Below are 26,390 nucleotides of genomic sequence, written 5' to 3'. Positions count from 1 at the left end.
GTGAAAGCCCCTGGTGGCGGCGATATGGGCGAGTACAAGGAACTCATCGCGGTGACCGGTGCGGTTGGTCTGGGGGAGGCGGCCAGTGTGTCGCTGCGCCTGGGCGAGCTGCTCTACGGCGCACCCGAGCAGGACGGCATCACCTGGCAGCCCCTGGACCTGGTGATTCGGATGATGACCGGGGAGGTGGAGTGGACCGGGGCCGCGACCGCCGGCGCGGTGACCCTGGTGGCCGGAACGGTCGCCGGGGCGGCGGGGTCGGTGTGGGCGTGGCGGGTGGCGTGCGCCAAGTGCCGCGAACTCAAGACCCGCATGAACAAGCCCAAGGCCAAGCGGGTGAAGCCGTCGAACACGCTGGCGCGCACCCGGATTCCGCGCGAGGCGATCGATTCCCAGGCCCGCTGGATGGCCCGCGGCCGCGAGCTCGACGACCTCGGGCCCGAAGCGATGGCCGAGCAGGCCCGCAAGCTGAAGGTGCAGCTGCGCGACGGCGACGCCCCGGGTGTGATGATCGCGCGCGCGGTGGCCGATGGCCGCCCGCTGTACGGCTCGTATGAGGATCTGCACCTCGACATCTGGGGCCCGCGCTCGGGCAAGTCGACCTCGCGTGTGATCCCGGCGGTGATGGAAGCCCCGGGTGCGGTCGTGGCCACCAGCAACAAGCGCGATGTCGTGGACGCGACCCGCGCGGTGCGTGAGCAATCCGGTGAGGTGGCGTGGGTGTTCGACCCGCAGTCCGTCGCGGCCGAACCGTGCACCTGGTACTGGGATCCGATCGCGTGGGTTGCCGGTGAGGACGGCGGCGCGGGCGCTCAGGAACGCGCGGCGGAGCTGGCAGGGCATTTCGCTTCCGCTGGTGAGGCCGACAAACGCGACGCGTTCTTCGATCCGGAGGGTGAGGGTCTGCTCGCGAGCTTGTTCCTGGCGTGCGCCATGGTGAAGCGCCCGATTACGCAGGCTTTCGACTGGTTGACCACGAAGTCCAACCGCGAACCGATCGAAATTCTCGAAGCGGCGGGGTTCGGCTTGATGGCCGGTGCGCTGCACGACCAGTACACCGCCCCGGACAAGCAGAAAGGTGGCGTCTTCTCCACCGCGAGGAAGATGGCGGCCTGCCTGATGTACACGCGGATTCATCCGTGGGTCTGCCCGCCGGCCAAGGGGAGAGCCCGCGGCGCGCGTTCACGGTGGCCGATTTCGTGCGCGGCCGCGGCACCCTCTACCCGCTGTCCAAGGAGGGCAAGGGCAGCGCGGGCCCGCTGGTGACCGCGCTGTGCGCGGCCGTGGCGGCCGCCGGTGACGCTGAAGGCACCCGTCATCGCGGTGGCCGGTTGCCGGTGCCGCTGCTGATCGTCCTGGATGAGGCCGCCAATATCGTGAAGTGGGCGGATCTGCCCAAGCAGTACTCCCATTTCGGGTCGCGCGGCATGGTCGTGATGACCATCCTGCAGTCGTTCTCGCAGGGCGTGCGCTGCTGGGGCTTGGACGGCATGAAAGCGCTGCTGTCGGCCGCGAACGTGTTGTGCCTGGGTGCGAACTTGAAAGACACCGGGTTTCTGCGCGACATGAGCGAGTTGGTCGGCCCGCACTACGAGCAGGTCACCTCGACCAGCCGCAGCCGCAGCCGCGAGGGCGGCCTCTCGATCTCGGCATCGACCTCGCGCACCACCGAAACCACGCTCACCCCTTCCGATCTCGCGGCGCTGCCCAAGGGGCGGCTGCTGGTGTTCACCTCCGGGCATCGGCCCGTGCTGTGCGCGACCGTGCCCTGGTGGGAGCGCCCTACGGCGCGCAGATCACCGAAGCGCTCGACGAACTCGACAACACCCCCACTCCGGCACAGCGTGCACCTCTGCGTGCGGTGCCGCCGTGGACCGATGAGGAAGGCGAAACCGCATGACCGACACCGTGAACGAACAGACCACCGTGGCGCCCGAGCAAGTGATCCCGGATATGGATCTGGGCGAGCTGTTCTCCGACGCGATCCGCAAGGCCGTCACCGCGCAGATCAACGGCCAAGCCAAGGACATCGCCTCGGGTGTGGTCGCCGACATGCTCACCCCTGAGGTCATCGCGGGCATGCGCGAGACCGCCATCCACGAGACCGAAAAGGCCCTGAACCCGCCGGTACCGGAGGTCGAACCCGAACCGGAGCCTGCGCCGGAGCCGGAAGAGGTGGAACCGCCGAAGCCGCAACCGAAGTACGCGTCGGCCAAGGAGTTCGTCGAGGACTACCTCACGCAGGTGTATCGGCGTGAGGTGATCGAGCGCGGGGCCGAGGAGAAGGTGCGCTGGTGCCCGGAGTGGTGGAAGCACGGGGAGGCCACGGGCCGGTTCGAGGCGCTGCACCGGGCGTTCGAGGCAGCGCGGCAGGGCGAGAACGCGGAGATGTCGGCGTACTGGCTCAACCACATGGACCAGCACATGGACCGCCTCTTCGATGTGGAAGGCCCTTTCAAGTACTGCTCTCCCGCGAAGGGCCACGATCCCCGGCTGTCCGCGCTGCCGGTGGTACCGGCGCCTGACGGGATCTTCGGCACGGGCAACGAGTTCATCACTCCGAACGGGATCGTGGTGCCGCCCGCCTCGCCGGGCGCGGTGCACCGCCGCCAGATCCTGGACTTCCCCGGATGACCGCGCCCCGCCCGGACTCGCGGGCGCGCGGCCGCGCGAGCGCGCGCGAGAATCGTAACCAGACCTCCTGGGAAACGATCACCGACGCGCTGGAGAAGGCCGTGGGCCCGGGGCGGCCCTCGGGCGCGTGGACCCGCTACTGCTGCCCCGCCCACGAAGGCGACGGGCGCGCGCACCGCCCGAGTCTGGGCGTCAAATACGACACCAACCAGCACCGCACCGTGGTGCGCTGCTTCGCCGGATGCCAGAACGAGGACGTGCTGGCGAAGGTCGGGCTCGGGGTGCGCGACATGTTCGACCACCTGCCCGAACGCACTGCCCGCGGCTACACCCCGCCGCGCCGGGCCCGCCAGATATCGCGTGCCGATCGCGCGATCGATGCGGCGGGGCTGCCGCTGACGGCGGTGAAACCGGGTCTGGGACAGCAGGTTTCGCCGTGGAAGCAGGTCGCTGTCTACCCGTACACGCATGCCGATGGCACGGTCGCCGGTGAGGTCATCCGCCGCGAAGCCGCATTCGAGCGCGGCCGCGACAAGAAATTCGCCCAACGAGCCTGGACCGCGAACGGCTGGGCCGATACCGGATTCGAGCCGATCCCGTTCCAGCTGCCGCAGCTGCTGGCCGCGATCGGCGCCGGACGCACGGTCGCGATCTGCGAGGGCGAGAAAGATGCCGTCAACGCGGCCGCCGCCGGGCTGACCGCGACGACCAACGCCGGCGGCGCCGCGGCCTGGCGGCCCGAGCATGCGGCCTGGCTGCGTGGCGCTTCGCGGGTGCTGATCGTCGTCGACCGTGACGCCCCCGGATATCGGCGCGCGGATCGGGTGCTGGCCACGTTGTCCGGGCTGGGTATCGGCCGGATCCGGGTCGTGGCTGCCCGTGAGGGCAAAGACCTCTCCGACCATCTCGCGGCCGGTCACCGCCTGGCGGATCTGGAGGCGGTGCCGTTCCTGGATCCCTCCACTCCGGATGCTCGCGCGCGCGGGCCGGGCCCGCGGCCGCCGGGCCTCGACCCTGCCGGGCTGCCGGTGGCCGAGGCCCTGACCGCCCTGACTTCTTCTCCTTTCGCTGATTCTCTCGGAGGTACCGACATGGCGTTCTTCCAGGACGCACCGCCTGTCCACGACGACACCGTGGACCACTACAGCGCGCACTTCTCGCGCGCCAGCCAGCAGTTCATGCAGCAGCTGCTCTGGATCATCGCGCAGATCACCGAGCGCAGCCGCCTCGAAGCCGAGCGGGCCAAGAACGATGAAGCCGCGCGCCGCGCGCTCGAAGCCGCGCGCGCGGCCGAGCAGAAGGCCATCGAGGGGCGGCTGTCGGAGATGGCCAAGCGGGGTTGGAATCGCGCCTCGCGCAGTGAGATCGCCACCGCGCTGCGGGATGCGGCGGTGTGGTCCGGAGATTCGGAGCTGGCGCGGCGCGCCCAGGTGGATCTGGTCGGCCACATTCGCAACCGGTTCGGCATCACTCTCGACATGGACCGTGGCACCGCCACCATCGACGCCTCGGGGATGTCGGCGCAGCTGGCCCGCGCCGAAGCCGAGCGGGCCGTGGACAACCGGATCGCGACCGCCGGGGACCGGATGGTCACGCTCGTGGCCGCTGATCCGGGTATCGAGGAATCGGCGAAACGGCACCTGTACGGGGAGATCGAAGCCTGGCGCCGCAACCCCTCGGGCCGGTCCCTCGATGACCTGACCCGCCAGGTGACCGCCGCCGGCGGGAAAGACGGCCTGCGCGCGCGGCTGCGGTTCACCGCCACCTACCTGGCCACCCCGAGGGCCTGGTGCCGGTCGACGAGCTGGGCAAGACCGCGCCGCTCTCGGCCACCGCCGAGCTGCGCCGCACCACGGCCCCGCTGGTGGATCCGGCCGAAGAGGTCAAACCCCGCATCGACGACATGCTGGTGCGGTATCAGGATCGGCTGCGCCACGGCATGGACACCACCAGCGTGACCGACCAGCTCACCGGTGCGGTCAACCTCCTGCCGCAGGAGGAACAGGATCTCGCCCGCGGGCGCGGCCGCGCGATCCGCGACAACCCCGCCGCCCAGTACAAACGCCTGTGGCCCAACCACGTCGACCGCGACCGCCTCGACGCCGTGGTGCGCACCTATGCGGGCCTGGCCGCCCAGGTCGAAGCGCTCGCCCTCGACGGCGAGGACCTGCCCGCCGAACAGGCGGCCTCGCGCGAAGAGATGCGGGCCCGCGCGCACTCGCTGCGCGGCGGCATCGAGGAAGCCATCACCAAAGGTGAGGGCCTGATCGGGCTGGAGCGTGACCAGCTGCGCGCGGTGCTGGCCGATATCGACGCCGGGAAAACCACGGTGCCCGCGCAGCTGTTCGCCGACGACCGATCCGCGGCGGCCGCCGACGCCGAACGCTCCGACGAGATCGCCCGCGCCAGCGCTGCTGAGCATCGGCGCGAACTCGACGAGATCCTGTCCTCGGGTGCGGTTCCCGCGGGTGCGGCACGGTCCGCGCACGTCGATATCGCCTCGGTCGTCGACGCGCACAACCAGCTCGCGGCCTACCGCGTGAACCTGGCCGACTACACCGACCGCGGCGTGAACGACCGCCTGACCGCCAAGTTGGACACCGCCGGTGTGCCCGAAGTGGTCCGGGATCGGCTCACCGACTACCTCGACAGTGCGGTCACCGACGCGGCTCGCCTCGGTCAGCAGGCCCGCCGTATCCAGGACCGCTGGACCTCGCGGCGGGAAATGGTGTCGGCCACCCGCACCCCCGAGCCGGTCGCCTACGACAGCGAATCGCGCCGGGCCGGGCTCGCCACCGCCCTGCGCGGTGCGGGCCTGACCGAGGACGAGATCGCCCAGCGCATGGCCGCCGACGCCGGGCACGCCCACCCGCCCTCGGCCGCCGCCAAACGCCCGGTGCTGGAACCGCGCCTGACCCAGTCCGGCGACGGCATGGCGCACCTGCAGCGGCGCAGCAAAGGCCGTGGCGGGCCCGACCAGGGCCGATAACCCCGATTCCCCGTCTCATCCAACCCATTTCAGGAGGAAACATGTCCGCTCTCGCCGACACCGCCATCGAGGCCCTGGCCCGCGAGATCCTCGCGGTTCCCGAACACGCCGCCCTGTTCGCCGATCCGGCCGCGGTCATCGTGCAGATGGCCGCCCGCATCACCGAACTGCGCCGCCAGCTCGACGGCGTCACCCACGACCGCGACATCGCCGAGCACTGGGTCAGGGTCTACCGCGCCCAATGCCACAACCTGCGCCGCGACCAGGAACGCCTACAGGACGCGGCAATGTGCTTCGCCGCACAGCTCGGTCTGGCCGATCTGACCGCCGCTCAGGTGTGAGGGATCAGGACGTGACCACCGTCGACGAGGCCCCGGACGACTCCCGCCAGGAGTACGGCTGGGGCCTCGCCCCGTCTCACCTGCGAACCCGCCGTCAGCTGCGGGAGATGGGCAAGAGCCCCGGTCAGTCCCTGGTCGCGCTCATGGTCGGCAAGGTGCGGGGCCGCCGCGTGGTGGCCCGCCTGTTCGATCCCGACCTCGCCCCGGCCAAGCGCGTCCCCAGCGACGCGCAGCTGGCCGCCATCCGCAAAGCCACCACCGAACACCAGCTCCGGGCCGCCGAACGGCGCGGATTCTCCCGCACCGAGATGAGCGCCCCGGCCGAACCTGCGCCCGGCTGGGAGCAGGAACCCACCCTCAAGGAAGGAAATCCCATGTCCGACACCGAAACCCAGTCCAGCACCGAGCTGGGCGCGATCCGTTCGGAGGTGGCCGCACTGGCCGCTGGCGGGCAGATCGACCCCGCCACCGCGCGATTCATCGATTCCGTGGCCAGCGGCAGCGGCGAGGCGCCCGCGGATCCACCGCAGATCGCAGTACCGACCGGGCACGGCCAGCGCATGGCGTACCTGCGTGCGACCGTCGCGACCAACCAGGCCCGCCACCGCGACGAGCTCCTGGCCGCTGCGGCCGCGCAAGCACAAGCCGCTGGTGAGGACGCGGTCGCGGAGTTCCTGGCCAAGTCCGAGCAGGGCCAAACCCGCGCCGAAGAACGCATTGCGGCAATGGAACCGAACAATCCGGCGGCCACGGTCGCAGCGTTGGCCGACGCGATGGTCTGGCACGAGAACTCTCAGCCCGCGGCTACTGCCTTGGCTCAGCTCAGACACGACTACGCCGAGCAGTGGGGTGTCCGGATCGATCCGCGCGGGTTCACGGTCGAGCTCGATCCGGACTTCGATCCGGTACACGCCCAGGACGACGCCGAAGCGTGGCAGCTGCGGGCCCGTGAGGATGCGGTGCTCGACAGCGTGTCCGCCATGGCGCTGCCCACCGACACCAAAGGCCCGGTCATGACCGCGCTGTCGGACTGGCGGGGCATCGGGGTTTCCCGCGGTGCTCGACAGCGTGTCCGCCATGGCGCTGCCCACCGACACCAAAGGCCCGGTCATGACCGCGCTGTCGGACTGGCGGGGCATCGGGGTTTCCCCGGTCGACCCGCGGGCGCATCTGCGCAGCGAATCCGAGCGGCGCACCCAACTCGCCGCGGACCTGGCGGCGGTGGCGATGCCCGAACCTCTACGGGCGACAGTCGAATTCATGGTCGACTACCTGCGCGGCAGCACCGGTGAAGTCGAGTTGCTCGACTCCCCGGTCGTCGTGGATCCGGGCGAGGAAACCCGCGGCCGCGTGCCGCGCCTGCTGGCCTCCTACGCGAACAATCCGGCATCGGCGAAGATCGTGGCTGAGGAAATCTCGGTCATGACCGCAGATGATCAGGCGAAGGTCCGCGACGCCGGGCGCGCGATCCGCGACAAGCGCGAAGTCGACTACGAGGTGTTCCCCGGCTACGTCGACCGCTACGCCTTGGGCGAGGCGCTGGCCGACTACGCCGCCGAAACTGCCGAACTGCTCGACACCGCCGACCACCTCGCCCAAGGCGGCATGGACCACGAAGAGGTCAACCGGCTCGGTGTGGTGTTCAGTTCGGCCGGAATGACGGTCACCGACGACGTGAACGGCCAGATCACCCGCCTGGCCGAACAGCGCACACACCTGCGTAGCCAGATCCTCGACGGTCAGGGCCTGATCGCGATGGAACGCGCCCAGTTGGCCGCGGTGCTCGACGACATCGACACCGGGCGCATCCACGGCCCCGCGCAGTTGCCCGAGCTGCTGTTCGCCGATGAGACGACCAAGGCCGACGCCGACACCCGGCGCGTCCACGAGCGGTCGGTCCGGCTGGCGACCGCGACCCGTGAGGCGATCACCCAGTGCATCGACGCTACCCAGCTCGTCGACCCGCGCGGCCGTGACGCCGAGAATCTGAAGTTCGCCACCTCCTCGGTCGGGGACTCGATCTACAGCGTGGCCTGCGGCGCCAAGGGTATGGGCATCGAGTACGAGCGAAAGTCCTACGCCGAGAAGCGTGCTCGTCTCGAACGCACGCTCGGGGATGCGGGCCTGCACTTGCCCACACGGATGGAGATCCGGGAGCTGGTCGACGACCGGGCCCGGCAGGCGGGGACGCTCGGACAGGCCGCCGCGCGGCGCGAGCACGAGTGGAAGGCCAAGGTGGATCGCGTGGTCTCCGCCCGCGATGACGCCATCGCCCAGCGCACGGCGGCCGCCGCCGGCCGCGCACCGAGCCCGGCAGGGCGCGGCTGCGTGTCCCGCCCGGACCGGGCCGCGCAATCGGAAGTGCCCGCGCGAGCAGCCGGACGCCGCCCGCAGCGTGGACAGGGAGTCGAACTGTGAGCAGCGAGACCGTGCAGGTGTAACTGATCGCGCGCCTGGAAACCGATCGTGTGGTCGCTGATACCTACTGCGCCACCGAGTTCTGGTGGGGCGAGGTCAGCGCCGGGCCCGATGAACCCGCGAGCCTGGAGTACCTCGACCAGCTGCTCACCGATCTCGGTTACGACCGGGTGAGCGGATGGCGGCACGCGTTCACCGCCTCTGGCGCTGAACGGTACTTCGCCGATGCGGTCACCCAGAGCCACCTGGATGGCCATCTCCAATAGCACTCATAGCAAGCGAGACCCCGGCGGGCCGAATCCGCCGGGGTCTCGCCGTTGTGAGGGTATTCGCGCCGCTGTCCCAGGTTCTTGTGTCCCGACCTTTCGTCCCACCCCGGATCACCAGCCTCGCGCGCGTACGTGCGTCCGCGCGCGAGAACGCAAGTCAGCTGCTCTGGTCGTCTCCGAGGGCTATCTACTGCGAGTTCTTCTCTGGATCAGGTGTGTTGTCGAAGAGGGCGTCGCGTTCTTCGACGGTGAGGTTGGCGATGGCCACGACCTGCCAGGGGCTGTTGATCCAGGCACCGGCGTCGGTCTCACTGAGCAAGGCCTGCCGCCACCGTGTCTTGGTCGGCTCTTCGAGCGCGCTTGCCTCGAACTCGCGCATCTTCTCCCGCCGCAGGCGCATACCGTAGGGGACCTGTGGCTCGGATCCGGCCAGATCCGGCCACCCGACTGCTCGCGCGGCCGCGGCGTTGTCGGCATCGCTGGCGTCATAGCGGCCCATGATCATGCCGCCGCGATATCGAACAGCATCAGCGCGGCCGCGGCACGCTGCTCGGCACGCTCCCTGATCGCGCACGTCGGGCCGATACCCTGGGCGACCGAGGCCGCCGAGACGAGCCAGCCGTGGCAGCGGCGGCAATGCGCCACGAGGCGAACCTCGGGTCTGTCGATGTCGGCCATCCTGCACTCTCCTCCGGCCGAGAGAAGCACTTCTCCCGAAGGGTGGCACAAGCGACCGACACCCCACGCGGATACGGGCGTTTCGCCCCGCCTGGCGTGGTGCACAGGTGCTACATAACACTCGTGGTGATACCTCGGCCCTTCACCTGATCCCTACGCTCAGGACTGTGCGCAGCAGGCGAAACCCGCGCAGCCCGAGGACATTCGGGAACGGTCCGCCGATCCTTCGCGAACTGGACGCTATCGGCTTTTGGTGCGTTTTGCCGTCGTTTGCCTGCGCATTCCCGCTACGCCGTATCGGGACCGAGGTCCGATTCCAATCCGCTTCCACAATGTCCGACTCGCCCGGCGACGTGGGGTTGGCTGTCGGGTCACCGAACTACGATTTCCGCTTATGGCCGTCGACCTGACGGCTTGTTTTCCGGCACCGGGGGATTTCGGGCCGGAACGCGAAGCGGCCCCTGCCGGGTTGGCGCCATGGGCAGGGGCCGCGGGACTCCCAGTTACTCGTTTCGCCTTGAAGGAGGCTCCGGGTTCCGATGAGGTTATCCGCCTCGGCTGACAATTCTTGCCGATATCGCTCTCGCCTGTGTGCAGCACCCGCCCACGATTTCCGCGAACAGGCCCTGACCAGGGGCGCAGCAGGTCTGCAACATGGTGCACCCCTCCCCTCTAACGTTCCCTCAGCGCTGGAACACCGACAGAGGGGAACCACCGGCCATGACTGAAATCTCTTCCGGCACCGGAGAACTGGAGCCGGACCCGCACGTCGAGTGCAAGAAGTGCGGGCCGCACTGTTTGTGGTGGGAACGCTCACGCACCGCACCGACCGGGTTGATGGACCTGATCGACCGCCAGATGGTGGGACTGACCAGCGGCCACTGGACATGGAAGTCCATGATCGGGCTGGCCGCGATGACCCTCATCGTCGTCGGGTTCCCGATCGCTGTCGTCACGGTGATCGGGTACTTCCTCGGCTCGGTGGCGGCAGCCTTGGCCGGACTGGTCTCCGTGGCCGCCGTGATCAACTTCTTCCGGCGCAACCGCCAGGCCCTGCCGAGCAATCCCCGCCCGGCGGCGGGCCCGGAGGACCCTCCGACCCGGCGGCATGACCGCGGCAAGGCCCGTGCGGTCCGGTTGTCCCGCTTCGACATCCTGCTGCTGGATGAGCCGACCAACGACCTGGAACTCGACGACTTGGCCTCGTGTTCGGGCGTTTGGGGACAACGCGATGGCCTGGGAATGCCGGAACTGCGGCAGCGCGGGGATCCTGACCTGACTTGACCAGCTACTCGGTGCGGTCACCTGCTGGCGGTAGCGCTGGGTCGGTAGCGCCGCCCTGCTCGTTTGCATTGGCAGTTCGAGGCTGGACCAGAGCCAGAACCTGTACCGCACGCTCGGCCCGGGTTCGGTCTCTGGAGAGAACGGCAGTGCAGGTAGCGATCAGCCGGATCAGGCCGTCCGGTCCCCAGCGCAGAAGGACATAGAGAGTAAGCGGAACTGTAGGAAGTGCCGTCAACGCAGCCAGCACATGAGACATGGCGCAGTTCTCCCAAAGGCAGGTTTGAGAACCGCGCCTTGTGTCTCACCGAGCCAGTTCTGGTGCCTGGCGGCTACAAAGAGGTTCGGCAAATCGCATGGCGGGGGCCGGTGGCCAGATCCGCAAAGGGGATGCAGACCCGCCACCCAGTTTGCCGAAATCTTCGTCAGGCGACCACTCTGGTCTTGGTATTCGTTGCTGTCGAGTATTCGCGCCGCTGTTCCGGTTGTACGTAGTCCAGCTCCTGGGTGACGTTGTCGCGGACCACGCTCCGTCTGCCGGTCTTGCACTGCCGGTGCAGGGTGCCTACCGGCAGAGAAGCGTCTTCCAGAGGACCGCTGATCACGGCTAGAGCCCGTCGGGCGGAGGTAGCCGGTTCAGTTTCTTTGCCTGCCTCTTCGCTCGTCCAGGGGCTCTTTTCTTCTCAATCGCTGCCCGCTCGATATCCGAGACTGTGACCGGAACCGTGTTCTGGGCCCAGGGATTTCGCTGCAGCCACGCCTCCAGCCGGGTAGTGCGCAGCATTTCCCGGTACCGCTCATTCTTGCGGTTGCGGTTGCGGTACGCCTTCTGCCGACATGCGCTTCCGCAATATTCAGCTGGCCTGCCAGGAGCGCCTGGCGCACGAGGTGGGAGCGCTTGCAGGCAGTTGAAACAGCGGTCCTCGAGGCGAGGCTTGCGACCATCGAGATAGGTGCTGAGAAGATCGAACAGTTCTCGGTCGTGACGGACCTTTGACAGTTCCGGAACCACATCCTCGATTGGACGATCCTGCACGAACAACAGCACCTGAACCTGTAGCCACTCGTGTCGGGACAGCTCGGCCAGCGCCCTGTTCAGGTCTGCGTTGAGCCCCTGATCGGCAACCTTCTCACCGAGTGCATCGTGCCGACGACTGCGACGACTCATTGTTCTCGTCCCTCGTTCGATTCCGCAGCCCCTACTCGTGCTCCGGTCTTGCCGCGGCGAAGACGAGCAGGCAGTTCGATACGACCACCGAACGCGGTGATCGCTGTTTCACTGATCTTCGGTACGTCCTTCTGACAAGACCGCCGCATCGCAGTAATGGTCACGATGATCGTCGCGACGACTCGCACAAGTCCAGGCAGTTGAATCCAGAACACCGTCCATACGCTCAGCAGGTCAGGGATCCCAGCACCGGTTGACACAAACACCTCCAGACACGACAAAGGGCCCCCGGCGAAATCGCTTGGGGCCCTTTGTCTAGGAACGATCGTGGAAACGAAAAAGCTCCGGCCAGGATGGCTCGGAGCGTGGGTACAGGTGTACCCGATGAGCGAAGAGCTTAGCGCCGCAACAGGATTGCAGTCAACGCGTCAGTTCGTGCAGGTCACAGGCGAGCCGGGCAGTGCCCGAAATTCTCTACCCAACTGGCATTTCGTAACGAAACGGGGAATGAAGAGCTCCGGCGGCGATGACGTCCGGAACCGCCTTCATCCTGCGGATCTTCACGACCCTGCCATACTCTGCATCCCGTACAGCCCACACGTGTACGGCCCCCACCCGGAGTTTCTCCGGGGTGGGGGCCGTCTTTCGGCGCTATCGGTATGTCGACCGGTCCTCAGGAGTGGGCGGCCGCCAAGTGTTACTGGTCGAGCCAGTCCCAAAGCTTGGGCAGCCATTCCCGGCGTGCGTCGGTGCCGATGTCATCTCGGGCCTGTGTGGCTACTCAGGTGGCGACCAGCGCGGCGTTAGCGTCGCGCTATGACCGAGCCCATCCCCAACGCCACGGACGCCACTCGCCTCGCGATCGAATTCCTGACGCCGTGGGTGGCGTCAGGAAGCAACGAGGAGCGCGAGGAGGCAGGCGCCTACATCGGACAGAGGCTCGCTGGCCTCGATGCATTCGATCGCATTCACGTGATCCGAGGCCAGCTGTACCTCAACGAGCTTCTTCTGTTGGCCTTGGCCAAGGCCAACGGCGCTGAGCCCGAGGCGTATCGAGACTGGGCATTGGAGTGGCTCCAATCCTTCTCCCCCAAACTGCCTGACTAGGCGTTCGGAAAACGATGCTCGTGGTAGCGGATTGGGTCGGTTCGGCCGTTCTGGTCGCGCACAATCTGGTCATGCTGGGGTGGGTACGCGTCACGAGCAAGCAGAGGGCACGTGTCGGTCGCTGGTGGTGGTTGGTGTTACTGTCGGCGGGGTTCGGGGTGGCCGTGCTGTCGGGGGTGAAAACGAGCTTCTCTCAGCCGCTGGCGACCCTGCTCGCGGGCACCGGGGTACTGGCCGCGGGCACTTTGGTTTACGCCACCCACGAGCGCACCCGTGTCGGTGGCTGGTGGGTGCCTTTGACACTGCTGGTTGTCGGTGGTGGGGCCGGGTTCGGGGCCGCGGTGTTGTCCGGGGTGAAAACGAGCTTCTCTCAGCCGCTGGCGACCGTGCTCGCGGGCACCGGAGTACTCGCGGCGGGCGTCATCGCCTACGTCAACGGCCAACGCACCCGTGACCAGGCCGAAGAGCACCACAACGAGGACACCGAGCGGGCACGGGAAGCAGCGTTGTGGCAACGGTTCGGGGCCGCCGCGACGCAGCTGGCCGACAAGTCCGCAGCGATTCGTATCGCGGGGGTGTACGCGATGGTGGCGTCGCCGATGAGTCCGAGACCCACCGCCAACAGTGCATCGACGTCCTGTGCGGGTACCTGCGCCTGCCCTACGACCCGGCCCAGGGCGGATCCGGCCGCACCAAGCTGGTGACCAAGACCGTCATCCAACGTGACACCGTCAGCCGCGACGCCGAAGCCGAGCAGGAAGAACACACCGACTACCTGCAGAACGATCGAGAGGTGCGCCAAACCATCGTCCGCGTCATCGCCGATCATCTGCGCGCCGGGGCCACCCACGACTGGCGCGCGAACACCCTCGACTTCCGCACCGCCCACCTGGAAGATGCCGACTTCAGCCATGTTCAATTCAAAGGCAATGCGGACTTTGGCAAGGCGAAGTTCTCCGGCACAGTGCTCTTCCGCGAGGCGGAGTTCTCCGGAGGCACCGTGGACTTCCGCGAGGTGAAGCTCTCCGGAGGCACCGTGGACTTCCGCGGGGCGGAGTTCTCCGGAGGCATCGTGCACTTCCGCAGGGCGAAGTTCACCGAAGGCACCGTGGACTTCCGCGGGGCGGAGTTCTCCGGAGGCATCGTGGACTTCATCGGGGCGAAGTTCTCCGGAGGCATCGTGTACTTCAACAAGGCGAAGTTCACTGGAGGCATCGTGTACTTCACCGGGGCGGGGTTCACCGGAGGCACCGTGGACTTCCGCTCCGTCGATTTCCGCACGGGCCGTGTGACATTCGAAGCCCCGCAGAAATGGGAGACGCCGCCTCTGTTCGATTGGGGTCCGGATGGGTTGGGAAAACCGTCGATCGTAGGGCCACAGGACTGGCCGAGTCTGTTCGGGCAGCTATAGCGCCACGGTGTTCGGAAAACGATCCCTGGCCGAACACGAACACCAGCGGCGGTCCGTGCGCGTTTCCGCAGGCCGATCTGTTCGAAAACCCGTTCATCAACGGGTAGGGTCGAACCTAGTTATCGAACACGTTTTCTGTACGTTCGGGAGGCATGATGGCGCTCGTCGGTCTGGTCCGGGTCAGCACCAAGGCGCAGGAGACCGCGCGCCAACACGACGCGCTCGATCCCATCTGCGTGAAGGTGTTCGAGGAGAAGCTGTCGGGCAAGCTGCGCGTCGCCGACCGGCCCGGCCTGCTCGCCGCCCTGGACTACATGCGCCCCGGCGACATGCTCACCGTCCAGGAAGCCGACCGCCTCGGCCGCAACCTCCTCGAAGGCCTCATCGTCTTGAACGACCTTTTCCAGCAAGGCATCGCGGTCAAGATCCTCGAAGGCATCGCCGCGGGCGAACACACCGAACGCAGCTTCCTCCTGGACCTGGCGCTCGCCCTGGCCGAGGACCGCCGCCGCGATATCTCCCGCAAGACCCGCGACGGACTCGAAGCAGCCGCCCGCCGAGGCAACCTCGGCGGCCGCCCGCGTGTGGTCGACGACGACAAGCGCCGCGCCATCCGCGCCCGCCGCAACGAAGGCCAGTCACTACGCACGATCGCCCGCGGTGTCGGGGTCAGCCTCGCTACCGTCCACGCCGAGGTGAAAGCCGCCGAGAACCTCGACCAGGCCCTCGCGCAGCTGCCCGAGGATGACCGCCCGATGCCCGATGTCAGCAAGTATGACGCCCTGCTGCCATCCCGCCGGACCGCACAGGAGAAGACCCGATGACCGGAAAGAGCGCGACCCAGCTCGCCGACGAACTGGCCGATATCGCCCACGAAGTCCGCCGCCGCGCGGCCGACGAAGTCCGCGCCGATATCGCCCAGGAAATCGAGCAGCGCTTCCTCGGCCGCCAGGGCCTGGACCGCAGCGTCTACGCCGGGCGGCACCCGGATGACTGCCTGCTGCTGGAGCTCGCCGACAATCCAGCCCTCCAGAAGATTCCGACGCTGCGGGCTGCCCTGCAGCGGTTCGACGACGAGGACGGCGACGGCGTCACCGCCGACTTCCGCGCCGGTGTCCTCTTCGCGGTCAAGCTGTTCGCCGATCCGGACTTCGACTACTGAGCGAAGCTCTACCGATCCGGCGCTTCCCGCCGCGGCTGGGCAGCGAGCAGATCTTCGCCCTGATGGACCAAATCGACCTGAAGTATCGTGCGTGACGGGCGATTTCCGGCTGGATGGCCTGGCCTGTATGCGACAGCGGCCCGCACCTTTGCCAGGTGTACGGGCCGCTGCTTCACCGGATACGTTGGCCGGGAGCGGAATTGCCGGACTCAGTCTGCCAGGGCGAGTTCATGCCGGTCGACCATGCCCGTGATCTTGCGGCGGGCATTCATTTGGTATCGGCGGACTGCACGCACGGTCATGCCGAGCGTCTTGGCGATCTCCAGTGGTGACTGATTCGAGTACCAGCTGAGATAGGCGACACGGAACTCGGTGTGAGTGAGGTCGCGGTCGAGAACCTTCCAAAATTCTGCGCTGTTCTGCTGGCCGAGAACGTCTTCGGCGATGAGTTCGGTTTCCATGTCCTGCTCGGTTTCGGCATCGAGGGTGTCGATCAGGCTCCTCACGTTCTCCCGCGACCGCTTGAGGATGCTGCGTACCGCAGGGAGGCTGAGGTTCAGATCCTCGGCGATCTCGGGGAGAGTGAGTCCGGCGACCACACGCAGGAGTACTTCGCGTTGCCTGTATGGCAGCTGGCGCACTCGATCGCGCAGATCTCGGGTGTTGGCAATGTCGGCAGCGGATACAGCCGCTTCGCCGTACAGATCCTGGTACAGGGTCAGCTGTTCGGGGCTGGTCGGCACCATCCGGTTACGGTCTCGGCGCCACATGTCGATGACCTGTCGCCTGATCAGCGTGGCCAGATACGCCCGCGCACGATCAGGGTCATGGAGGAGTTCGCCCATGCTGTCGCGCCCGTGGCTCTTGTAGATGATGAGCATGACGATCTGCACCAAGTCTTCGGACAGGGGTGTCGCCTCTCGTGGCGAAGAACGCTTGGCGGTACGCGAAGTCGTGATGCTGACGGAAGAAACGCTCAAGCTGGTCTCGGCGATCAGCCGCACGGCGCGAGGACGAATCGCTCGCGTCGTGCGGCTGGCCGACCGGTTCGAAGTTAGCGGCCGGGCTCGGGTCGGTCATCGACGATCCCATCCCCGCCGTTGCTGCCCAGGGAGGCGGTGTAGGTCACCGACTCCTCGATCCGGGTGTAGGTCACCGACTCCTCACCCGGCTCGCTGGTGACGTTGCGCCACCCCGGGCAATGTTCTGGCCCAGGACACGCAGCTGGTGCCGGAGAACACGGAGCTTCGCCTTCGCGAGGCGAAGTGCTGCTGCGCCGCTGCGGGTCGCTCGGATGCCCAGGGCGATCCCGGCCCATGCCACAAACGACGGGATCACCCAAGCCTCACCCGGAACCTGCAACTGGACGTGCAGGAAGTCCAGCATGTAGTGCGTCACGACGACTGCGGCGGGAAGATTGACGTGGGTGAGCGTACGGAACGCGAAGGCGGCAACGCGGTTGCTGCCTCCTCCGCTTCCGTCGATCACGCCACCGACGGGCGTACTCACTGATGCTTTCATCCTATTCGTCTATCGCTCCAAATGGCGGCCCCCGCCCCCGAGCTCCTGTCAAAGATCCTCGGAAACCACCTGCTATCGGCGGATAACTCTTCTCCTACACGCCCCGGGTGACAAGCCGACGTAGCGGTTTCACTGGGTCGAAACAGGCGGAATCATCCGTATTCACACATCAATCATTTCGTCAATATCAACGTGACTAATCTCATTCTTTTGCTTCTCCGCCGCCGCGGGGTACGTAGTACTAGCCAGACGCGGACATGTCCCCGTCTATCGCTCCGCCCGCCGTCCTACTCCTGTCAAAGATCCGGGCGGCGGGCAAAGCCATTGCCCGCCAAATGATCCCGGTCATTGCACCCCAGTTTCCGGCCGACTTGTAGCGGCACCTAGATCGCTGGTAGAACGTCCATTTCAGTGAAAATGGGCGGATTCAGAACCAAATTTCCGAGCGAACCCGCAAGATCGATTGAGCGATTTGCTGTGACCAGGCTCACAATAGAAATGGCATTGTGGCACGTCGCAATACGGACAAAGCACAGCTATTGGTCGGTTTGGTGACGCCATACGTGCCGGGAGTGGTTGCGCGCGGTCTATTTGCCCTGTTCTCGCCCGGCGAGCCCGCCGACCACCAGGACGTACATCAGCAGCGTGGAGTGCAGCAGGCTGACGATCGCGAACGGGTCCAGCCCGAGGGTGTGGTCGGCGACGCGGAGCGGGTGCGCGTTGAGTGCGTCGGTGAGGATCTGCTTGGCCAGGGGCAACTGCGCGTACCGCTGCTGGTCCGGGGTGTCGACCTGGACGTGTTCGAACGGATCCAACTCGCGCAGGTCCCAGTCGAAGACCTTCGGCCCGAAGTCGGGGTACCGGTCGGCGACGACCTCGGCGGCAACAGTGACCATGTGCTCGACCAGGCCGGGCCCGAATCCGGCGTAGATGAGTTCGACCACGACTTCCGGCGCGATCACCGCCTCCAGATTGACCGGCGCGCCCGGTGTCATCTCGATCCGCTCCATCATCGTGCGGACCTTGTCCAGGATGTCGCCGAAGTTGAAGGCGACCGTGTCACCCTCGCGCAGGACCACGACGTTCTCGTCATCAGGATCGATGAACCGGGCGATCTGCTCCGGGGAGGGCTTCGGTGACGGCTTCGGTTTGCGTCTGCGTCGGGACATGCTTCCCCTAGGTCGAAAAGGCTTGTCCCCCAATGGTTACAGCCGACACCGACGCCCATCGGCAGTTCAGGGAAGGTCCGGGCCGCCGAGCGAGACAGGGCCAGAGATCGCTATGAGATTCCAGAGACCGCTATCTCGGACTCGGCTGAGCGACTATCGACGATCAGAACAGCCGATCCGAGGCGGGTGGTGGCGGCGGTTTCGGCCGCTCGTGTAGCTTCTCCCGCTCGTCGGCGCCGCGGACATCGAGGATCGCGCCGATCTGCTCATCGAGGGCCAGGACGCGGTCTTCCAGCGCGGTGGTGTCCGCCTCCGGATCCTCGGCGAGCACCGCGTCCATCTGCTCGTAGAGCGTCGCCTGTTCGGCCCGCAGCTGCGCGATCCTGTCTGCCACGATCCTCCTGCCTGTGCGGTCAGTCCTGTTGCACCACAACCAGGTCCGCTGCCCGGGTGGGGAAGGGTAGCGGCCTGGTGCGTCCTCGATCGATTCCACCGTCGCGGTCTCGCCATCGATGGCGAGGACCCCGAACACCGACACTCCGCCGGTCACCAACAGCACTCGATCACCCACATTCACCACGGATGGAGCCTATCCCGGCAGACCGCTCGGTATGTGAAATTATCGAATACGTGTTCGAGTACTGGAACGGTGGCTTCGCCGTGTCACTGCAGCGTGTCGTCGACCCGCCGCTGCCGGTACTCGTCGACTTGAACATCGCCTTCGCTCCCTCGGGCGCGTTCCGCCGGGACGCGGTGGCGCTGCGCGTCAAGGTCGCCGCGCTCGATCTGACCAGGACCGTCCCCGGCCTGCTCTACGCGTGGGCGCAATGCACCGACGGGTCCTGGCTCGGGCTGGTCGGGTTCGCCATCCCGACCGGCAACAGCCGGGGCCGGGTCGAGACTCGGCAGTGGACCTCGGCGCGGGCGCTGTCACGGCCGCGGCGGTTGTAGACGCTCGGACGAGACGATGCCGCCGAGATCAGCAGATCCGGCGGCATCAGGCCATCAAGCGGGGTAGCCCAACGGTATTCGGGGCTACAGGCTCCGCACGGCGTTCGCGATATCGGCGACCGGGCCGAAGACGACCGGATCCAGTTGCGGCATCACCGCGAGCGCACCGCGCAAAGAGTTGACGGCCTCTGCGGCCTGCGGACTCGTCGCAGCGAAAGAGTCCGCGGTGGCCGAGATCTGCTGCCCGGTCGTCGGCGCCAGCACGGGAAGCTCGACCAGCGGTTGCGGATCGGCGGGTTTGGGCACGTCGACGCCGCCACCGAGCGCGCCCGCCGCCGCGCCGCCCAGGATCGCACCGGCAGTCGCACCCACCGCGATACCCGGTACGGCGGTGACGGCTATGCCGCCCAGGCAGCCCAGCCCGGCCCCGGCCGCGGCCCCGAAGGGCATGCCGACGCCCGCGGCGGCCGTGCCGAGCACGCCACCGATCACCCCACCGGCGGCGGCTCCGATACCGCAGCCGATGGCCGCGGCGGGCAGCGCGAGGAGCTCGGCGCCCGCGATCGCGCTCACCAGGCCGCCGGTGATGGCCGAGGCGGCGCGCCGGTCCGATTCCTGCCGGGAGAAGCCCAGGCCGTCGTATCCGGCGGCGATCTGCCATTCCAGATAGTCCAGGTAGCTCTGCACCTTGGCGCGGGTGCGGGTATCGACCCAGTCCGGCAAGGCGAGGGTGGTCGTGCCCGCCCGCACGACGTGCGGATCGACCGGGATCACCTCCGGCGCAGTCTCGGGCAGCGGCTCCTCCTCGGGCTGCTGCACGAGCATGTCGGGTCGGGGTTCGGTCTGGTGGCTCGGGCGCGGGCGCACCGGCGGCGCGGGCGGATCCGGGATGTAGTCGGCCAGACTCGGTTCGGGCGCCGCCGGTGGTGCGGGGATGGTGCTCAGGCCCGGCTGACCGTCACCGGGCACCGCCAGCCCAGGCTGTCCAGGCTCCGCGGCGGCTAGACCCTGGCCTGCTGCGAGCACGAGCGGAAGTATCGACAGGGCCACGTAGCGACGTGCCATTCCTTCACCCCCATGAAGATCATGTGTCCCGCCGATCCTATGGCCGGGTACGCCGGGCACCAGGTCTCGATCGAGATTCGGCACAGTCGGTCACCCGCTGACACACCAGAACCCACGGTTGCGGCTCAACCCTCGAACTCGGTCGGAATTCGAGAAGCCCACCAGCCCAGCACATCCGGCGCCGGTGGCTGTTCGCCGCGGGTGCCGAGCATGCGGGCCCGGCGCCGCTCGCAGGCACGGCCGTAGACGAGCTGCAGCGTGAGCCGCAGGCGGGCGGCGTTCCAGCGCGCGGCAACCGTGTCCGGCCGCGGCCACATGGCGATGACGTTTCCCTGCGTATCCATGCTCTGATTCGACGGCCCTGGTCCTCGATCGGATCCAGCCGAGTACCGCATGGGCCAGTGGCCCTCGGATCCGCGTCAGAAGATGATCAGCAGCGCTAGGTAGGCGGCGAAAATCAGCGCGGCGTAGACCAGCCAGCGCACCCGGAATACCGGGGTGCCCTCCGGCGCCGCCTTGTACGCGAGCGGGAGCTGCTGCATCTGGCGGTGCAGACCGATGTCGCCGGCGGTGAGCGAAGAGGTCCGCACGGGGCATATCGGGGTCTCGTGCCAGCCCAGGCCGCAATAGGTGCAGATGTATCGAGCCATCGTGCCTCCCCGTTCTGTCCAGCCTGATCCGCCGGGAACCGTAGCCCCCGGTGCCGACAGGTTTCCGTCTTCCACTGTCCCCGTGCGACTCCGGGCGTGACAAGACGAGATCGGTGGCAAACCAGCGCAGCTGGTGCGGCAGCACTTCGGGACGCGCCGCGCGCACCAGCCGCGGTGCGCTACAGGTCGAGCCCCTGGTCCTGGCCTCGGCTGGTTCCGTGCCCGAAGTTCGGGCCCGGGTTGGACACATCGGTGCCGTCCCAGGTGCCCAGAGCGGGGTTCATCGGCCGCCGGGTGCGAGTCCGATCCCGTTCGGTGCGGGCCTCGTGCTCGCGTTGTTCGGGGGTGAGTGTCGCGCGCCGGGCGTGCTCGGTTTCGACCTGTCCCAGCTCGCGCTGCAACGTCCGCAGATAGCTGGCGTCCTCGCCGATATCGCGCTGATCCTGCGACTGCGCGGCGGCCATCCGCTGCCGCTGCTGGCGCTCGCTGGCCTCGAACACAACCTCGTCCCACTGCTCCTCGGGCACGCCGGTGGCGGCGGCCGCGGTGCGCGCGGCGGTCTTCAGCTGCGGCAGTTGCGGTTTCAGCGTGCGCAGTTCCTGCTCGGTGGCGTCGATATCGGTCTGCAGCTGCGTGCGCGTGCGCACCCGGATCCGTGAGGTTTCCTCGAATTCTCGCCTCAGCTTGACGAGCTTGGTGGTCAGCTCCGCGACGGTGCGCGCGGCCTCGGCGACGGCCTGGGCGGCGTCCTGCGCGCCGGGAATCGTGGTCGCCTTCCGGGTCAACGCGGCGTTGGCGGCACGCGCCTGGCGGGTGTGGGTCCCGTTCCTGCCTGCCGCTCGGCGATGTCGTCGATCAGTACCTGGATCTCGGCGCGGCGGTGCGCCAGCTCCGCGTCCAGCATCTCGTCGTGCCAGCTGCGCGGATCGAGGTCGCCATCGCCGAACGCGCGACTGGCGATGGCAGCGGCGCGCAATCCCGCGCGGACATCCGGCGTCAGCTCGGTGTAGTAGGCCCGCCGCGTCGCCGGGGCGGCCGCCGCCTCCTGGTTCTGCTGCTCGGTCGGCGTGCGCGGATCACGCTGGGCGGCATCGGATTCGACAGCGCTCTTACGGTCGACGACGCGCTGCGCGGCCCGGCCCGCCAGCGCGGTGAACACCTGCGCCGCGTCACGATCCCACTGCGTGCGGCGCGCGTCGAGTTCGGATTCCCATTGCGTCTGCACCGGATTCAGGTGCTGGCGGGCCATGTGCTCCACGGCCACCGCGCGCCCGAGTTCCCCGCGGGCCCGATGCGCCCGAGCGACTTCCACCGCGATGGCGATGAGCATGGCCAGCAGCAGAAACATCACCAGCAGAAGCAGCGCCGCCACCTCGATCGCGGCATCATCGTCCCGTCCGCGCAGCTGGTGACTGCGCGGCAACGCGTTCTGAGGATGAGACAGCAGCAACCGCGCCATGTCCCCGAACGCACTGCGATTCCCCATCCCGGACGCCCCGGGCAGTGGATTCGCTGCGGGCAGTGGCCGATACCGCTGCGAGGCGCGCTGCAGCTGCGCCGACCGCGCCAGCTCGTTCGCGGCGGCCGCGAACGGCCCAGGCTTGTCACCTTCGAAGGTTTCCGACCAGGCCGCGAAAGCGCCGGCGGCCTGCCCGGCGATGTAGGCCCACTGGGCGCGGTCATGGTGCGGTATCTGCCGGAGCCGTTCCTGCCACTGCCCAGCGGCCCGCCCGGCTTCCTTCCACGCCTCGATGTCCTCGCTGCGCGCCCACCCCACCCGTTCGCTCTTCTCGGTGGGGTTCATCCAGGCCGCCAGCGCGTCCTCACGCCCTTCGACGCTGTCGACCCACTGCTGCTCGCGCAACGCGGTCAGCGTCAGATCCTTGGCGAGTTTCCCGCCGCCCAGCCACGGCCCGACCTCGACCCCGTTGCGCCGCAACCGCACCGAGTAGCCGTTCACGGCGGCCGTGCCGCCGGTTTCGTACCGTGGCCGCACCGCGATCCCGGCGCCACGCAATCCGCGCACGAACTCGGTTTCGCTGTCGGCCGCGGTCGCGACCGCGCGCACCATCCGCCGCAACCGCTCGCGCTCGGTCTCCGGCGTACCCAGAGCCTTCTGCCGTTCGAGTTCGGCGCGCGAGTTCTCCGACATGCCGCCACCCTCACGACGGCTGGTCAGAATCTGCAGCCCGAACTCGTGTTCCAGCTCCCCGCACACCTCGTCGGCACGCTTCCAATCACCCTTGGCCTTGCCGGGCCCGTAGTCGTAGGTGGACACCTTGCGGCCGTCCTCCCGCACCAGGCTGGCAGCGATGTGGATGTGGTCCTGGCCCTCGCCGTGCTCACCGGACAGCCCGTGCCGCACCGCCACCCATCGTGCGGGCGCGGTCTTTCCGTCCGGGGTGCCCTCGAACCCCATGCGGTCCATGAACGCCTCGGCGACCTTCTGCCATTTCTCGTCGGTCAGCTCCTCCCCCGGCATCAAGCTCAGGACGCAATGCCACACGGGCGCATTGCGATAGGTGCCCTTCTCCCCGCGGCGCGCGGGCTCGATGACATCCAAACCAAGCTCGCGACCGCCGACACCGACCGCGACCGGGCGCGCCTTCATCTTCACTTCGGTCTGGTACAGCCGCCTCGGGATCTCGACCTCGCCAGCCACCTCCAGCGCGGTCTCCCGCGACGCCTCGTTGTCGCCGGGCCCGTCGAAGTGGCCCAGCCACATATCCCGCATGACGGTCGGTGACCCCGCAATGATGTGGCGGTCGCGGTGCTCGTTGTGCTCGCCGGGACCGAGCAAGTAGGTGACGAGTCCGGCCATCTTCTGGCCGCGCCGGATCTTCGCGATCATCGCCGCGCCGCCCGCTGCGCCAACTCCTCCAAATGCTCGGCGCGCTCCTGCAGCTCCTGGGCGACCTCACGCAACTCGCCCAGCACCTCCCACAACTCCTCGCCCGCGGTCCCGGAGATATGCGCGGCATGCGCAATCTGATTGAGGTTCGACCCGATCTTCGCGACCTCGTGCAACCGCATCGTGTCCAGCGCCCGGACCGCCGAATTCAGCGACGCCACGATCTCGCGCCGCTGCGCCCACGGCAACCACGGACCGGCCGCCGACTTCCCCGCGGCTGCCTCGGTCGGCGGCCGCGCCGGCACCGGATCGATCGCGGCCAACACCAGATACCAGGGCACCGTGCAATTCGCCTCCGCCGCGAACTCCGACACCTTCGCGAACTCCTCGGCCGACATCACCACTTCGAGGGTGCGCTTCGGGCCCTCGATGTTGGGGCGACGCCTGCGCCGCCGGGCCCGCGCGACGTTCTGTGAACGGCGCGCACCACCCGACGAACCGGCCTCTTCCGCGCCCACCGCCACCACCTCCACTCGTCGACACCCCGGCCCAGCGCAGCGACCACCCGTCCTCGGGTGGGCTTCTCCACCGGAGAAGCATCCTCGATTACCATGGGTAAGCGTTACCTTGCTCCGCCTGGGGCTGAAATTGATTGTATCGGGAGTTGATCTGTTTCGGGGGTTGGGGAACGGGACCTCATGGAGGGCGATTGGTTTCGTTTCGATGGGTTCGTGCGGGTGAGTGTCGGGGGTGAGTTGCCTGGAATCGGAGGTGTTGCGTGGGCGCGTTTCGGGCATGTTCGCAGTGGTACCGGGTGGTGGCCCGGTTGTGGGCGTAGGCCACACAGCATGGGTGCCTTGAGAGCGCATTTCTGGCGCCCGGGGTCCGGCGCCGGCGGGAGCGGCGGCCTGTAGATTCTGAAACGCGACAACCCCGGCGGATACGACCCGCCGGGGGTTGTCGCGCGTTTGCGTGCGGGTCAGTCGAGCGCGCGCGGGCCCGATACCGAGAGGGCGGCATCGATGGCCCGGCTCACGGTCGAGCGCGGGAGATCGGCGACGACGTGCGCGGCGATGTGATTGGCGTTGTGGCCCTGGGAGTGCGCGCGGTAGATCGCGGTCAGCACCTCGGCGGGCTGCTTGGACTTGCCGCGGTCGAGCACCGCGCGCGCGAGCCGCGACGCGTCGGCTTGCGACAGTTCGCGCGCGAACGGACCGGTTCCGGCCGAATCGCGCGCGCTCGATTTCGCGCGCGGTGCGTGCTCGGTCGCGCGCGCGAGCGCACCATCGACCACGGTTTCGCGCGCGCTCGATCCACGGGTCGCGCGCGCGGTACGCGGCCCGGCTTCGCGCGTCGCGCGCGCGGGATGCGGCGTGCGCACCAGAGCCACGACAGGAGTCAGATCCGGCGCGGGGGCCTCCTCGGTCGCGCGCGCGACCGACTCATCGACGCTCGATACCGCCGCGCTCGATTCGCGACCGGTTCCCAGCTCAATAGGGCTGTGCGCGGCGCTCGACACACGCGCGCCGGACTCGGGATCGCGCGCTGGCACGTCCAGATCCGCCGCGATGTCTGCGCGCTCGAAGTCGGTGTCGCGCGCGATCGGTGACACGTCCTCGGTCGCGCGCGAGGCGGCCGATTCCGCGCGCTCGGATCCGGATTCCGCGCGCTCGATTTCCGCGCGCTCGACACCGACGTCGCGCGCGATCGGTGACGTGTCCTCGGTCGCGCGCGCGATGAATTCGAGCGCGCGGTAGGAGTCTTCGGTGTCGGTCGCGCGCGCGCTCGAGTCGGTGAACTCGCGCTCGAAATCGGCGAGCACGGCCTCATCGTCGCGCGCGGCCGGGGCGGGCGCGGCGGGCGCCGGTCCGGTGGTGGCGGTGAAGCGCGCGCGCTCGCGCAGCGCGGCGAGCCGTTCGGCGGTGTCGTCGGCGGCGCTCACTTCCAGCGAAGCGGCCGCGATGGCGGCGCCCATGCGCTTGGCGACGGCCTGGTGCCCGACCAGGGCGACACCCATCATGACCGGGGCGACCGAGTGCACGCCGATGTTCTTCCAGTCCATGGGCTGACCGAAGTACGGGTAGGTGTTGAGCGCGATCGATCCGGCCAGCAGAGCGGCCTCGGTCCACTGGATCGCCTTCTCCCCTTCCTGGATCTTCCAGCGCGCGACCGCGGATCCGCTGACCATGAACACCACCAGAACCGTGCTGATGAGCGCTTCGAGCAGGTAGCTCATCCAGAACAGCGGCTCGCTGGGTCCGCCGGGCGCGAGGTTGTGCTGGACGTTGGTAGCCGAGTAGAGCATCGAACCGGCCACGACGCCGGCCAGTCCGCGCCCGGACCACGTCTTCACGCGGTAGAGGTAGGCCAGCTGTGCGTGCGGGCTCGACTCGCGCCGCTGATCGGCCAGCGCCTTGCGCGACAGCGCCAGGTCCCGGGCCTCGGTGCGCACGATCTCGGCAGTGGTGCGGCGGATCTCCGCCGCGGTCCCCTCGGCGGCCGCGATCTCGGCGAGTTGCTCGGTGCGGTCATGCTCGCGCTTGCGCTCGGCCAGCGCGCGTTCGGCCACCAGCTCACGTTCGGACAGGGCATCGCGCAGGGCGGGGTCATCCTGGTACGCGAGACGGTTCCGGCCGGTCGCGACCCGCTCGGGCAGATCCGCGGTCAGCAGCGGATCAGCGTTGGCGGTATGCGCGGGGTTGGGGTTGGGTTTACGACGGAACAT

Annotated in this window: 30 protein-coding genes and 1 pseudogene; 16 read left to right on the top strand and 15 right to left on the bottom strand. The window is 68.1% G+C overall.

Annotated features, from left to right (window positions below):
- From ACYQ5L_RS40720 to ACYQ5L_RS40680, 9 genes and pseudogenes are all read left to right on the top strand, one after another.
- Positions 1-1,266 (top strand): type IV secretory system conjugative DNA transfer family protein, encoded by a 1,266-nt coding sequence (locus ACYQ5L_RS40720; RefSeq protein WP_459964087.1) that lies wholly within the window; start codon positions 1-3, stop codon positions 1,264-1,266.
- Positions 1,188-1,736, top strand: a pseudogene (locus ACYQ5L_RS40715) (TraG/TraD/VirD4 family protein); the annotation flags it as partial. The gene ACYQ5L_RS40720 and the pseudogene ACYQ5L_RS40715, both read left to right, overlap by 79 nt.
- A 35-nt stretch (positions 1,737-1,771) precedes the next feature.
- Complete coding sequence (locus tag ACYQ5L_RS40710) at positions 1,772-1,900, top strand: hypothetical protein (RefSeq protein ID WP_459964099.1); 129 nt, start codon at positions 1,772-1,774, stop codon at positions 1,898-1,900.
- A complete protein-coding gene (locus ACYQ5L_RS40705; RefSeq protein ID WP_459964086.1) occupies positions 1,897-2,634 on the top strand; it encodes a DUF4913 domain-containing protein in 738 nt (245 codons plus the stop codon). The genes ACYQ5L_RS40710 and ACYQ5L_RS40705 overlap by 4 nt, the downstream gene beginning before the upstream one ends.
- Entirely contained in the window at positions 2,631-4,592 is a 1,962-nt protein-coding gene (locus tag ACYQ5L_RS40700) for a hypothetical protein (RefSeq protein WP_459964085.1), read from the top strand. Before ACYQ5L_RS40705 ends, ACYQ5L_RS40700 begins: the two co-directional genes overlap by 4 nt.
- A 1,072-nt stretch (positions 4,593-5,664) precedes the next feature.
- Positions 5,665-5,964, top strand: coding sequence for a hypothetical protein (locus ACYQ5L_RS40695; RefSeq protein ID WP_459964083.1), 300 nt, complete (start codon positions 5,665-5,667; stop codon positions 5,962-5,964).
- An 11-nt stretch (positions 5,965-5,975) separates the two neighbouring features.
- Positions 5,976-7,256 carry a hypothetical protein gene (locus ACYQ5L_RS40690; protein WP_459964082.1) on the top strand — a complete coding sequence of 427 codons (1,281 nt, stop codon included), beginning with the start codon at positions 5,976-5,978 and terminating at the stop codon, positions 7,254-7,256.
- Complete coding sequence (locus ACYQ5L_RS40685) at positions 7,225-8,382, top strand: hypothetical protein (RefSeq protein WP_459964081.1); 1,158 nt, start codon at positions 7,225-7,227, stop codon at positions 8,380-8,382. Before ACYQ5L_RS40690 ends, ACYQ5L_RS40685 begins: the two co-directional genes overlap by 32 nt.
- 50 nt (positions 8,383-8,432) lie before the next feature.
- A complete protein-coding gene (locus ACYQ5L_RS40680) occupies positions 8,433-8,648 on the top strand; it encodes a hypothetical protein (RefSeq protein ID WP_459964080.1) in 216 nt (71 codons plus the stop codon).
- Positions 8,649-8,838: 190 nt separating this feature from the next.
- Here the strand turns inward: ACYQ5L_RS40680 and ACYQ5L_RS40675 are convergent, their stop codons facing one another.
- Both ACYQ5L_RS40675 and ACYQ5L_RS40670 read right to left on the bottom strand, forming a co-directional pair.
- Positions 8,839-9,156, bottom strand: a complete 318-nt coding sequence (locus tag ACYQ5L_RS40675; protein ID WP_459964078.1) for a hypothetical protein — start codon at positions 9,154-9,156, stop codon at positions 8,839-8,841.
- The gene (locus ACYQ5L_RS40670) at positions 9,153-9,329 is read right to left on the bottom strand and encodes a DUF6011 domain-containing protein (RefSeq protein WP_459964076.1); all 177 of its coding nucleotides are present in this window, start codon (positions 9,327-9,329) and stop codon (positions 9,153-9,155) included. Before ACYQ5L_RS40670 ends, ACYQ5L_RS40675 begins: the two co-directional genes overlap by 4 nt.
- A 720-nt stretch (positions 9,330-10,049) precedes the next feature.
- Between ACYQ5L_RS40670 and ACYQ5L_RS40665 the strand changes: the two genes are divergently transcribed.
- Positions 10,050-10,613, top strand: coding sequence for a CrcB family protein (locus tag ACYQ5L_RS40665; protein ID WP_459964075.1), 564 nt, complete (start codon positions 10,050-10,052; stop codon positions 10,611-10,613).
- A 422-nt stretch (positions 10,614-11,035) separates the two neighbouring features.
- Here the strand turns inward: ACYQ5L_RS40665 and ACYQ5L_RS40660 are convergent, their stop codons facing one another.
- Both ACYQ5L_RS40660 and ACYQ5L_RS40655 read right to left on the bottom strand, forming a co-directional pair.
- Complete coding sequence (locus ACYQ5L_RS40660) at positions 11,036-11,215, bottom strand: hypothetical protein (protein ID WP_459964074.1); 180 nt, start codon at positions 11,213-11,215, stop codon at positions 11,036-11,038.
- A gap of 2 nt (positions 11,216-11,217) precedes the next feature.
- A complete protein-coding gene (locus ACYQ5L_RS40655) occupies positions 11,218-11,778 on the bottom strand; it encodes a hypothetical protein (RefSeq protein ID WP_459964073.1) in 561 nt (186 codons plus the stop codon).
- 816 nt (positions 11,779-12,594) lie between these two features.
- Here ACYQ5L_RS40655 and ACYQ5L_RS40650 point away from each other — a divergent pair.
- The 5 genes from ACYQ5L_RS40650 (at position 12,595) to ACYQ5L_RS40630 (ending at position 15,458) form a co-directional block, all read left to right on the top strand.
- The gene (locus ACYQ5L_RS40650; protein WP_459964072.1) at positions 12,595-12,885 is read left to right on the top strand and encodes a hypothetical protein; all 291 of its coding nucleotides are present in this window, start codon (positions 12,595-12,597) and stop codon (positions 12,883-12,885) included.
- A gap of 14 nt (positions 12,886-12,899) precedes the next feature.
- Complete coding sequence (locus tag ACYQ5L_RS40645) at positions 12,900-13,589, top strand: hypothetical protein (RefSeq protein ID WP_459964071.1); 690 nt, start codon at positions 12,900-12,902, stop codon at positions 13,587-13,589.
- The gene (locus ACYQ5L_RS40640; protein ID WP_459964070.1) at positions 13,586-14,296 is read left to right on the top strand and encodes a pentapeptide repeat-containing protein; all 711 of its coding nucleotides are present in this window, start codon (positions 13,586-13,588) and stop codon (positions 14,294-14,296) included. Before ACYQ5L_RS40645 ends, ACYQ5L_RS40640 begins: the two co-directional genes overlap by 4 nt.
- A 152-nt stretch (positions 14,297-14,448) precedes the next feature.
- Complete coding sequence (locus ACYQ5L_RS40635; RefSeq protein WP_459964069.1) at positions 14,449-15,120, top strand: recombinase family protein; 672 nt, start codon at positions 14,449-14,451, stop codon at positions 15,118-15,120.
- The gene (locus tag ACYQ5L_RS40630; protein ID WP_459964068.1) at positions 15,117-15,458 is read left to right on the top strand and encodes a hypothetical protein; all 342 of its coding nucleotides are present in this window, start codon (positions 15,117-15,119) and stop codon (positions 15,456-15,458) included. Before ACYQ5L_RS40635 ends, ACYQ5L_RS40630 begins: the two co-directional genes overlap by 4 nt.
- Before the next feature lie 209 nt (positions 15,459-15,667).
- On the opposite strand, the gene ACYQ5L_RS40625 is transcribed toward ACYQ5L_RS40630, so the two are convergent.
- The 4 genes from ACYQ5L_RS40625 to ACYQ5L_RS40610 all read right to left on the bottom strand — a co-directional run bounded on the left by ACYQ5L_RS40625 (position 15,668) and on the right by ACYQ5L_RS40610 (position 18,542).
- The gene (locus ACYQ5L_RS40625; protein WP_459964067.1) at positions 15,668-16,462 is read right to left on the bottom strand and encodes a sigma-70 family RNA polymerase sigma factor; all 795 of its coding nucleotides are present in this window, start codon (positions 16,460-16,462) and stop codon (positions 15,668-15,670) included.
- 148 nt (positions 16,463-16,610) lie between these two features.
- Positions 16,611-16,967: a hypothetical protein gene (locus ACYQ5L_RS40620; protein WP_459964066.1), complete on the bottom strand. Its 357-nt coding sequence runs from the start codon at positions 16,965-16,967 to the stop codon at positions 16,611-16,613.
- 599 nt (positions 16,968-17,566) lie between these two features.
- Positions 17,567-18,148 carry a hypothetical protein gene (locus tag ACYQ5L_RS40615; RefSeq protein WP_459964064.1) on the bottom strand — a complete coding sequence of 194 codons (582 nt, stop codon included), beginning with the start codon at positions 18,146-18,148 and terminating at the stop codon, positions 17,567-17,569.
- Between the two features lie 163 nt (positions 18,149-18,311).
- Positions 18,312-18,542: a hypothetical protein gene (locus ACYQ5L_RS40610; protein ID WP_459964063.1), complete on the bottom strand. Its 231-nt coding sequence runs from the start codon at positions 18,540-18,542 to the stop codon at positions 18,312-18,314.
- Positions 18,543-18,808: 266 nt separating this feature from the next.
- Here ACYQ5L_RS40610 and ACYQ5L_RS40605 point away from each other — a divergent pair, with 266 nt between their 5' ends.
- Complete coding sequence (locus ACYQ5L_RS40605; protein WP_459964061.1) at positions 18,809-19,099, top strand: hypothetical protein; 291 nt, start codon at positions 18,809-18,811, stop codon at positions 19,097-19,099.
- Positions 19,100-19,183: 84 nt separating this feature from the next.
- Here the strand turns inward: ACYQ5L_RS40605 and ACYQ5L_RS40600 are convergent, their stop codons facing one another.
- The 7 genes from ACYQ5L_RS40600 to ACYQ5L_RS40570 form a co-directional block, all read right to left on the bottom strand.
- Positions 19,184-20,164, bottom strand: a complete 981-nt coding sequence (locus ACYQ5L_RS40600; RefSeq protein ID WP_459964060.1) for a hypothetical protein — start codon at positions 20,162-20,164, stop codon at positions 19,184-19,186.
- A 125-nt stretch (positions 20,165-20,289) separates the two neighbouring features.
- Positions 20,290-20,508 (bottom strand): hypothetical protein, encoded by a 219-nt coding sequence (locus ACYQ5L_RS40595; protein ID WP_459964059.1) that lies wholly within the window; start codon positions 20,506-20,508, stop codon positions 20,290-20,292.
- A 75-nt stretch (positions 20,509-20,583) separates the two neighbouring features.
- On the bottom strand, positions 20,584-20,814 hold the full coding sequence (locus ACYQ5L_RS40590) for a hypothetical protein (protein WP_459964057.1): 231 nt from the start codon (positions 20,812-20,814) through the stop codon (positions 20,584-20,586).
- 179 nt (positions 20,815-20,993) lie between these two features.
- The gene (locus tag ACYQ5L_RS40585) at positions 20,994-21,599 is read right to left on the bottom strand and encodes a hypothetical protein (protein WP_459964056.1); all 606 of its coding nucleotides are present in this window, start codon (positions 21,597-21,599) and stop codon (positions 20,994-20,996) included.
- Entirely contained in the window at positions 21,596-23,665 is a 2,070-nt protein-coding gene (locus tag ACYQ5L_RS40580; protein WP_459964055.1) for a relaxase/mobilization nuclease domain-containing protein, read from the bottom strand. Before ACYQ5L_RS40580 ends, ACYQ5L_RS40585 begins: the two co-directional genes overlap by 4 nt.
- Complete coding sequence (locus tag ACYQ5L_RS40575; RefSeq protein WP_459964054.1) at positions 23,662-24,198, bottom strand: MobC family plasmid mobilization relaxosome protein; 537 nt, start codon at positions 24,196-24,198, stop codon at positions 23,662-23,664. Before ACYQ5L_RS40575 ends, ACYQ5L_RS40580 begins: the two co-directional genes overlap by 4 nt.
- Before the next feature lie 446 nt (positions 24,199-24,644).
- The coding region (locus ACYQ5L_RS40570; protein ID WP_459964053.1) for a hypothetical protein at positions 24,645-26,390 on the bottom strand (1,746 nt) is incomplete at its 5' end.

The organism is Nocardia sp. IFM 10818 (assembly GCF_054655275.1).
The sequence above is the reverse complement of the archived record's forward strand: the minus strand, read 5'-3'. Positions and strand labels throughout refer to the sequence as shown.

What these genes read in the sequence shown, in the direction of transcription:
- ACYQ5L_RS40705 (WP_459964086.1), top strand. Translation starts at nt 1,897, where the DNA reads ATGACCGACACCGTGAACGAACAGACCACCGTGGCGCCCGAGCAAGTG.
- ACYQ5L_RS40700 (WP_459964085.1), top strand. Translation starts at nt 2,631, where the DNA reads ATGACCGCGCCCCGCCCGGACTCGCGGGCGCGCGGCCGCGCGAGCGCG.
- ACYQ5L_RS40695 (WP_459964083.1), top strand. Translation starts at nt 5,665, where the DNA reads ATGTCCGCTCTCGCCGACACCGCCATCGAGGCCCTGGCCCGCGAGATC.
- ACYQ5L_RS40685 (WP_459964081.1), top strand. Translation starts at nt 7,225, where the DNA reads ATGGTCGACTACCTGCGCGGCAGCACCGGTGAAGTCGAGTTGCTCGAC.
- ACYQ5L_RS40675 (WP_459964078.1), bottom strand. Translation starts at nt 9,156, where the DNA reads ATGATCATGGGCCGCTATGACGCCAGCGATGCCGACAACGCCGCGGCC.
- ACYQ5L_RS40670 (WP_459964076.1), bottom strand. Translation starts at nt 9,329, where the DNA reads ATGGCCGACATCGACAGACCCGAGGTTCGCCTCGTGGCGCATTGCCGC.
- ACYQ5L_RS40665 (WP_459964075.1), top strand. Translation starts at nt 10,050, where the DNA reads ATGACTGAAATCTCTTCCGGCACCGGAGAACTGGAGCCGGACCCGCAC.
- ACYQ5L_RS40655 (WP_459964073.1), bottom strand. Translation starts at nt 11,778, where the DNA reads ATGAGTCGTCGCAGTCGTCGGCACGATGCACTCGGTGAGAAGGTTGCC.
- ACYQ5L_RS40650 (WP_459964072.1), top strand. Translation starts at nt 12,595, where the DNA reads ATGACCGAGCCCATCCCCAACGCCACGGACGCCACTCGCCTCGCGATC.
- ACYQ5L_RS40645 (WP_459964071.1), top strand. Translation starts at nt 12,900, where the DNA reads ATGCTCGTGGTAGCGGATTGGGTCGGTTCGGCCGTTCTGGTCGCGCAC.
- ACYQ5L_RS40635 (WP_459964069.1), top strand. Translation starts at nt 14,449, where the DNA reads ATGATGGCGCTCGTCGGTCTGGTCCGGGTCAGCACCAAGGCGCAGGAG.
- ACYQ5L_RS40630 (WP_459964068.1), top strand. Translation starts at nt 15,117, where the DNA reads ATGACCGGAAAGAGCGCGACCCAGCTCGCCGACGAACTGGCCGATATC.
- ACYQ5L_RS40615 (WP_459964064.1), bottom strand. Translation starts at nt 18,148, where the DNA reads ATGTCCCGACGCAGACGCAAACCGAAGCCGTCACCGAAGCCCTCCCCG.
- ACYQ5L_RS40600 (WP_459964060.1), bottom strand. Translation starts at nt 20,164, where the DNA reads ATGGCACGTCGCTACGTGGCCCTGTCGATACTTCCGCTCGTGCTCGCA.
- ACYQ5L_RS40595 (WP_459964059.1), bottom strand. Translation starts at nt 20,508, where the DNA reads ATGGATACGCAGGGAAACGTCATCGCCATGTGGCCGCGGCCGGACACG.
- ACYQ5L_RS40590 (WP_459964057.1), bottom strand. Translation starts at nt 20,814, where the DNA reads ATGGCTCGATACATCTGCACCTATTGCGGCCTGGGCTGGCACGAGACC.
- ACYQ5L_RS40580 (WP_459964055.1), bottom strand. Translation starts at nt 23,665, where the DNA reads ATGATCGCGAAGATCCGGCGCGGCCAGAAGATGGCCGGACTCGTCACC.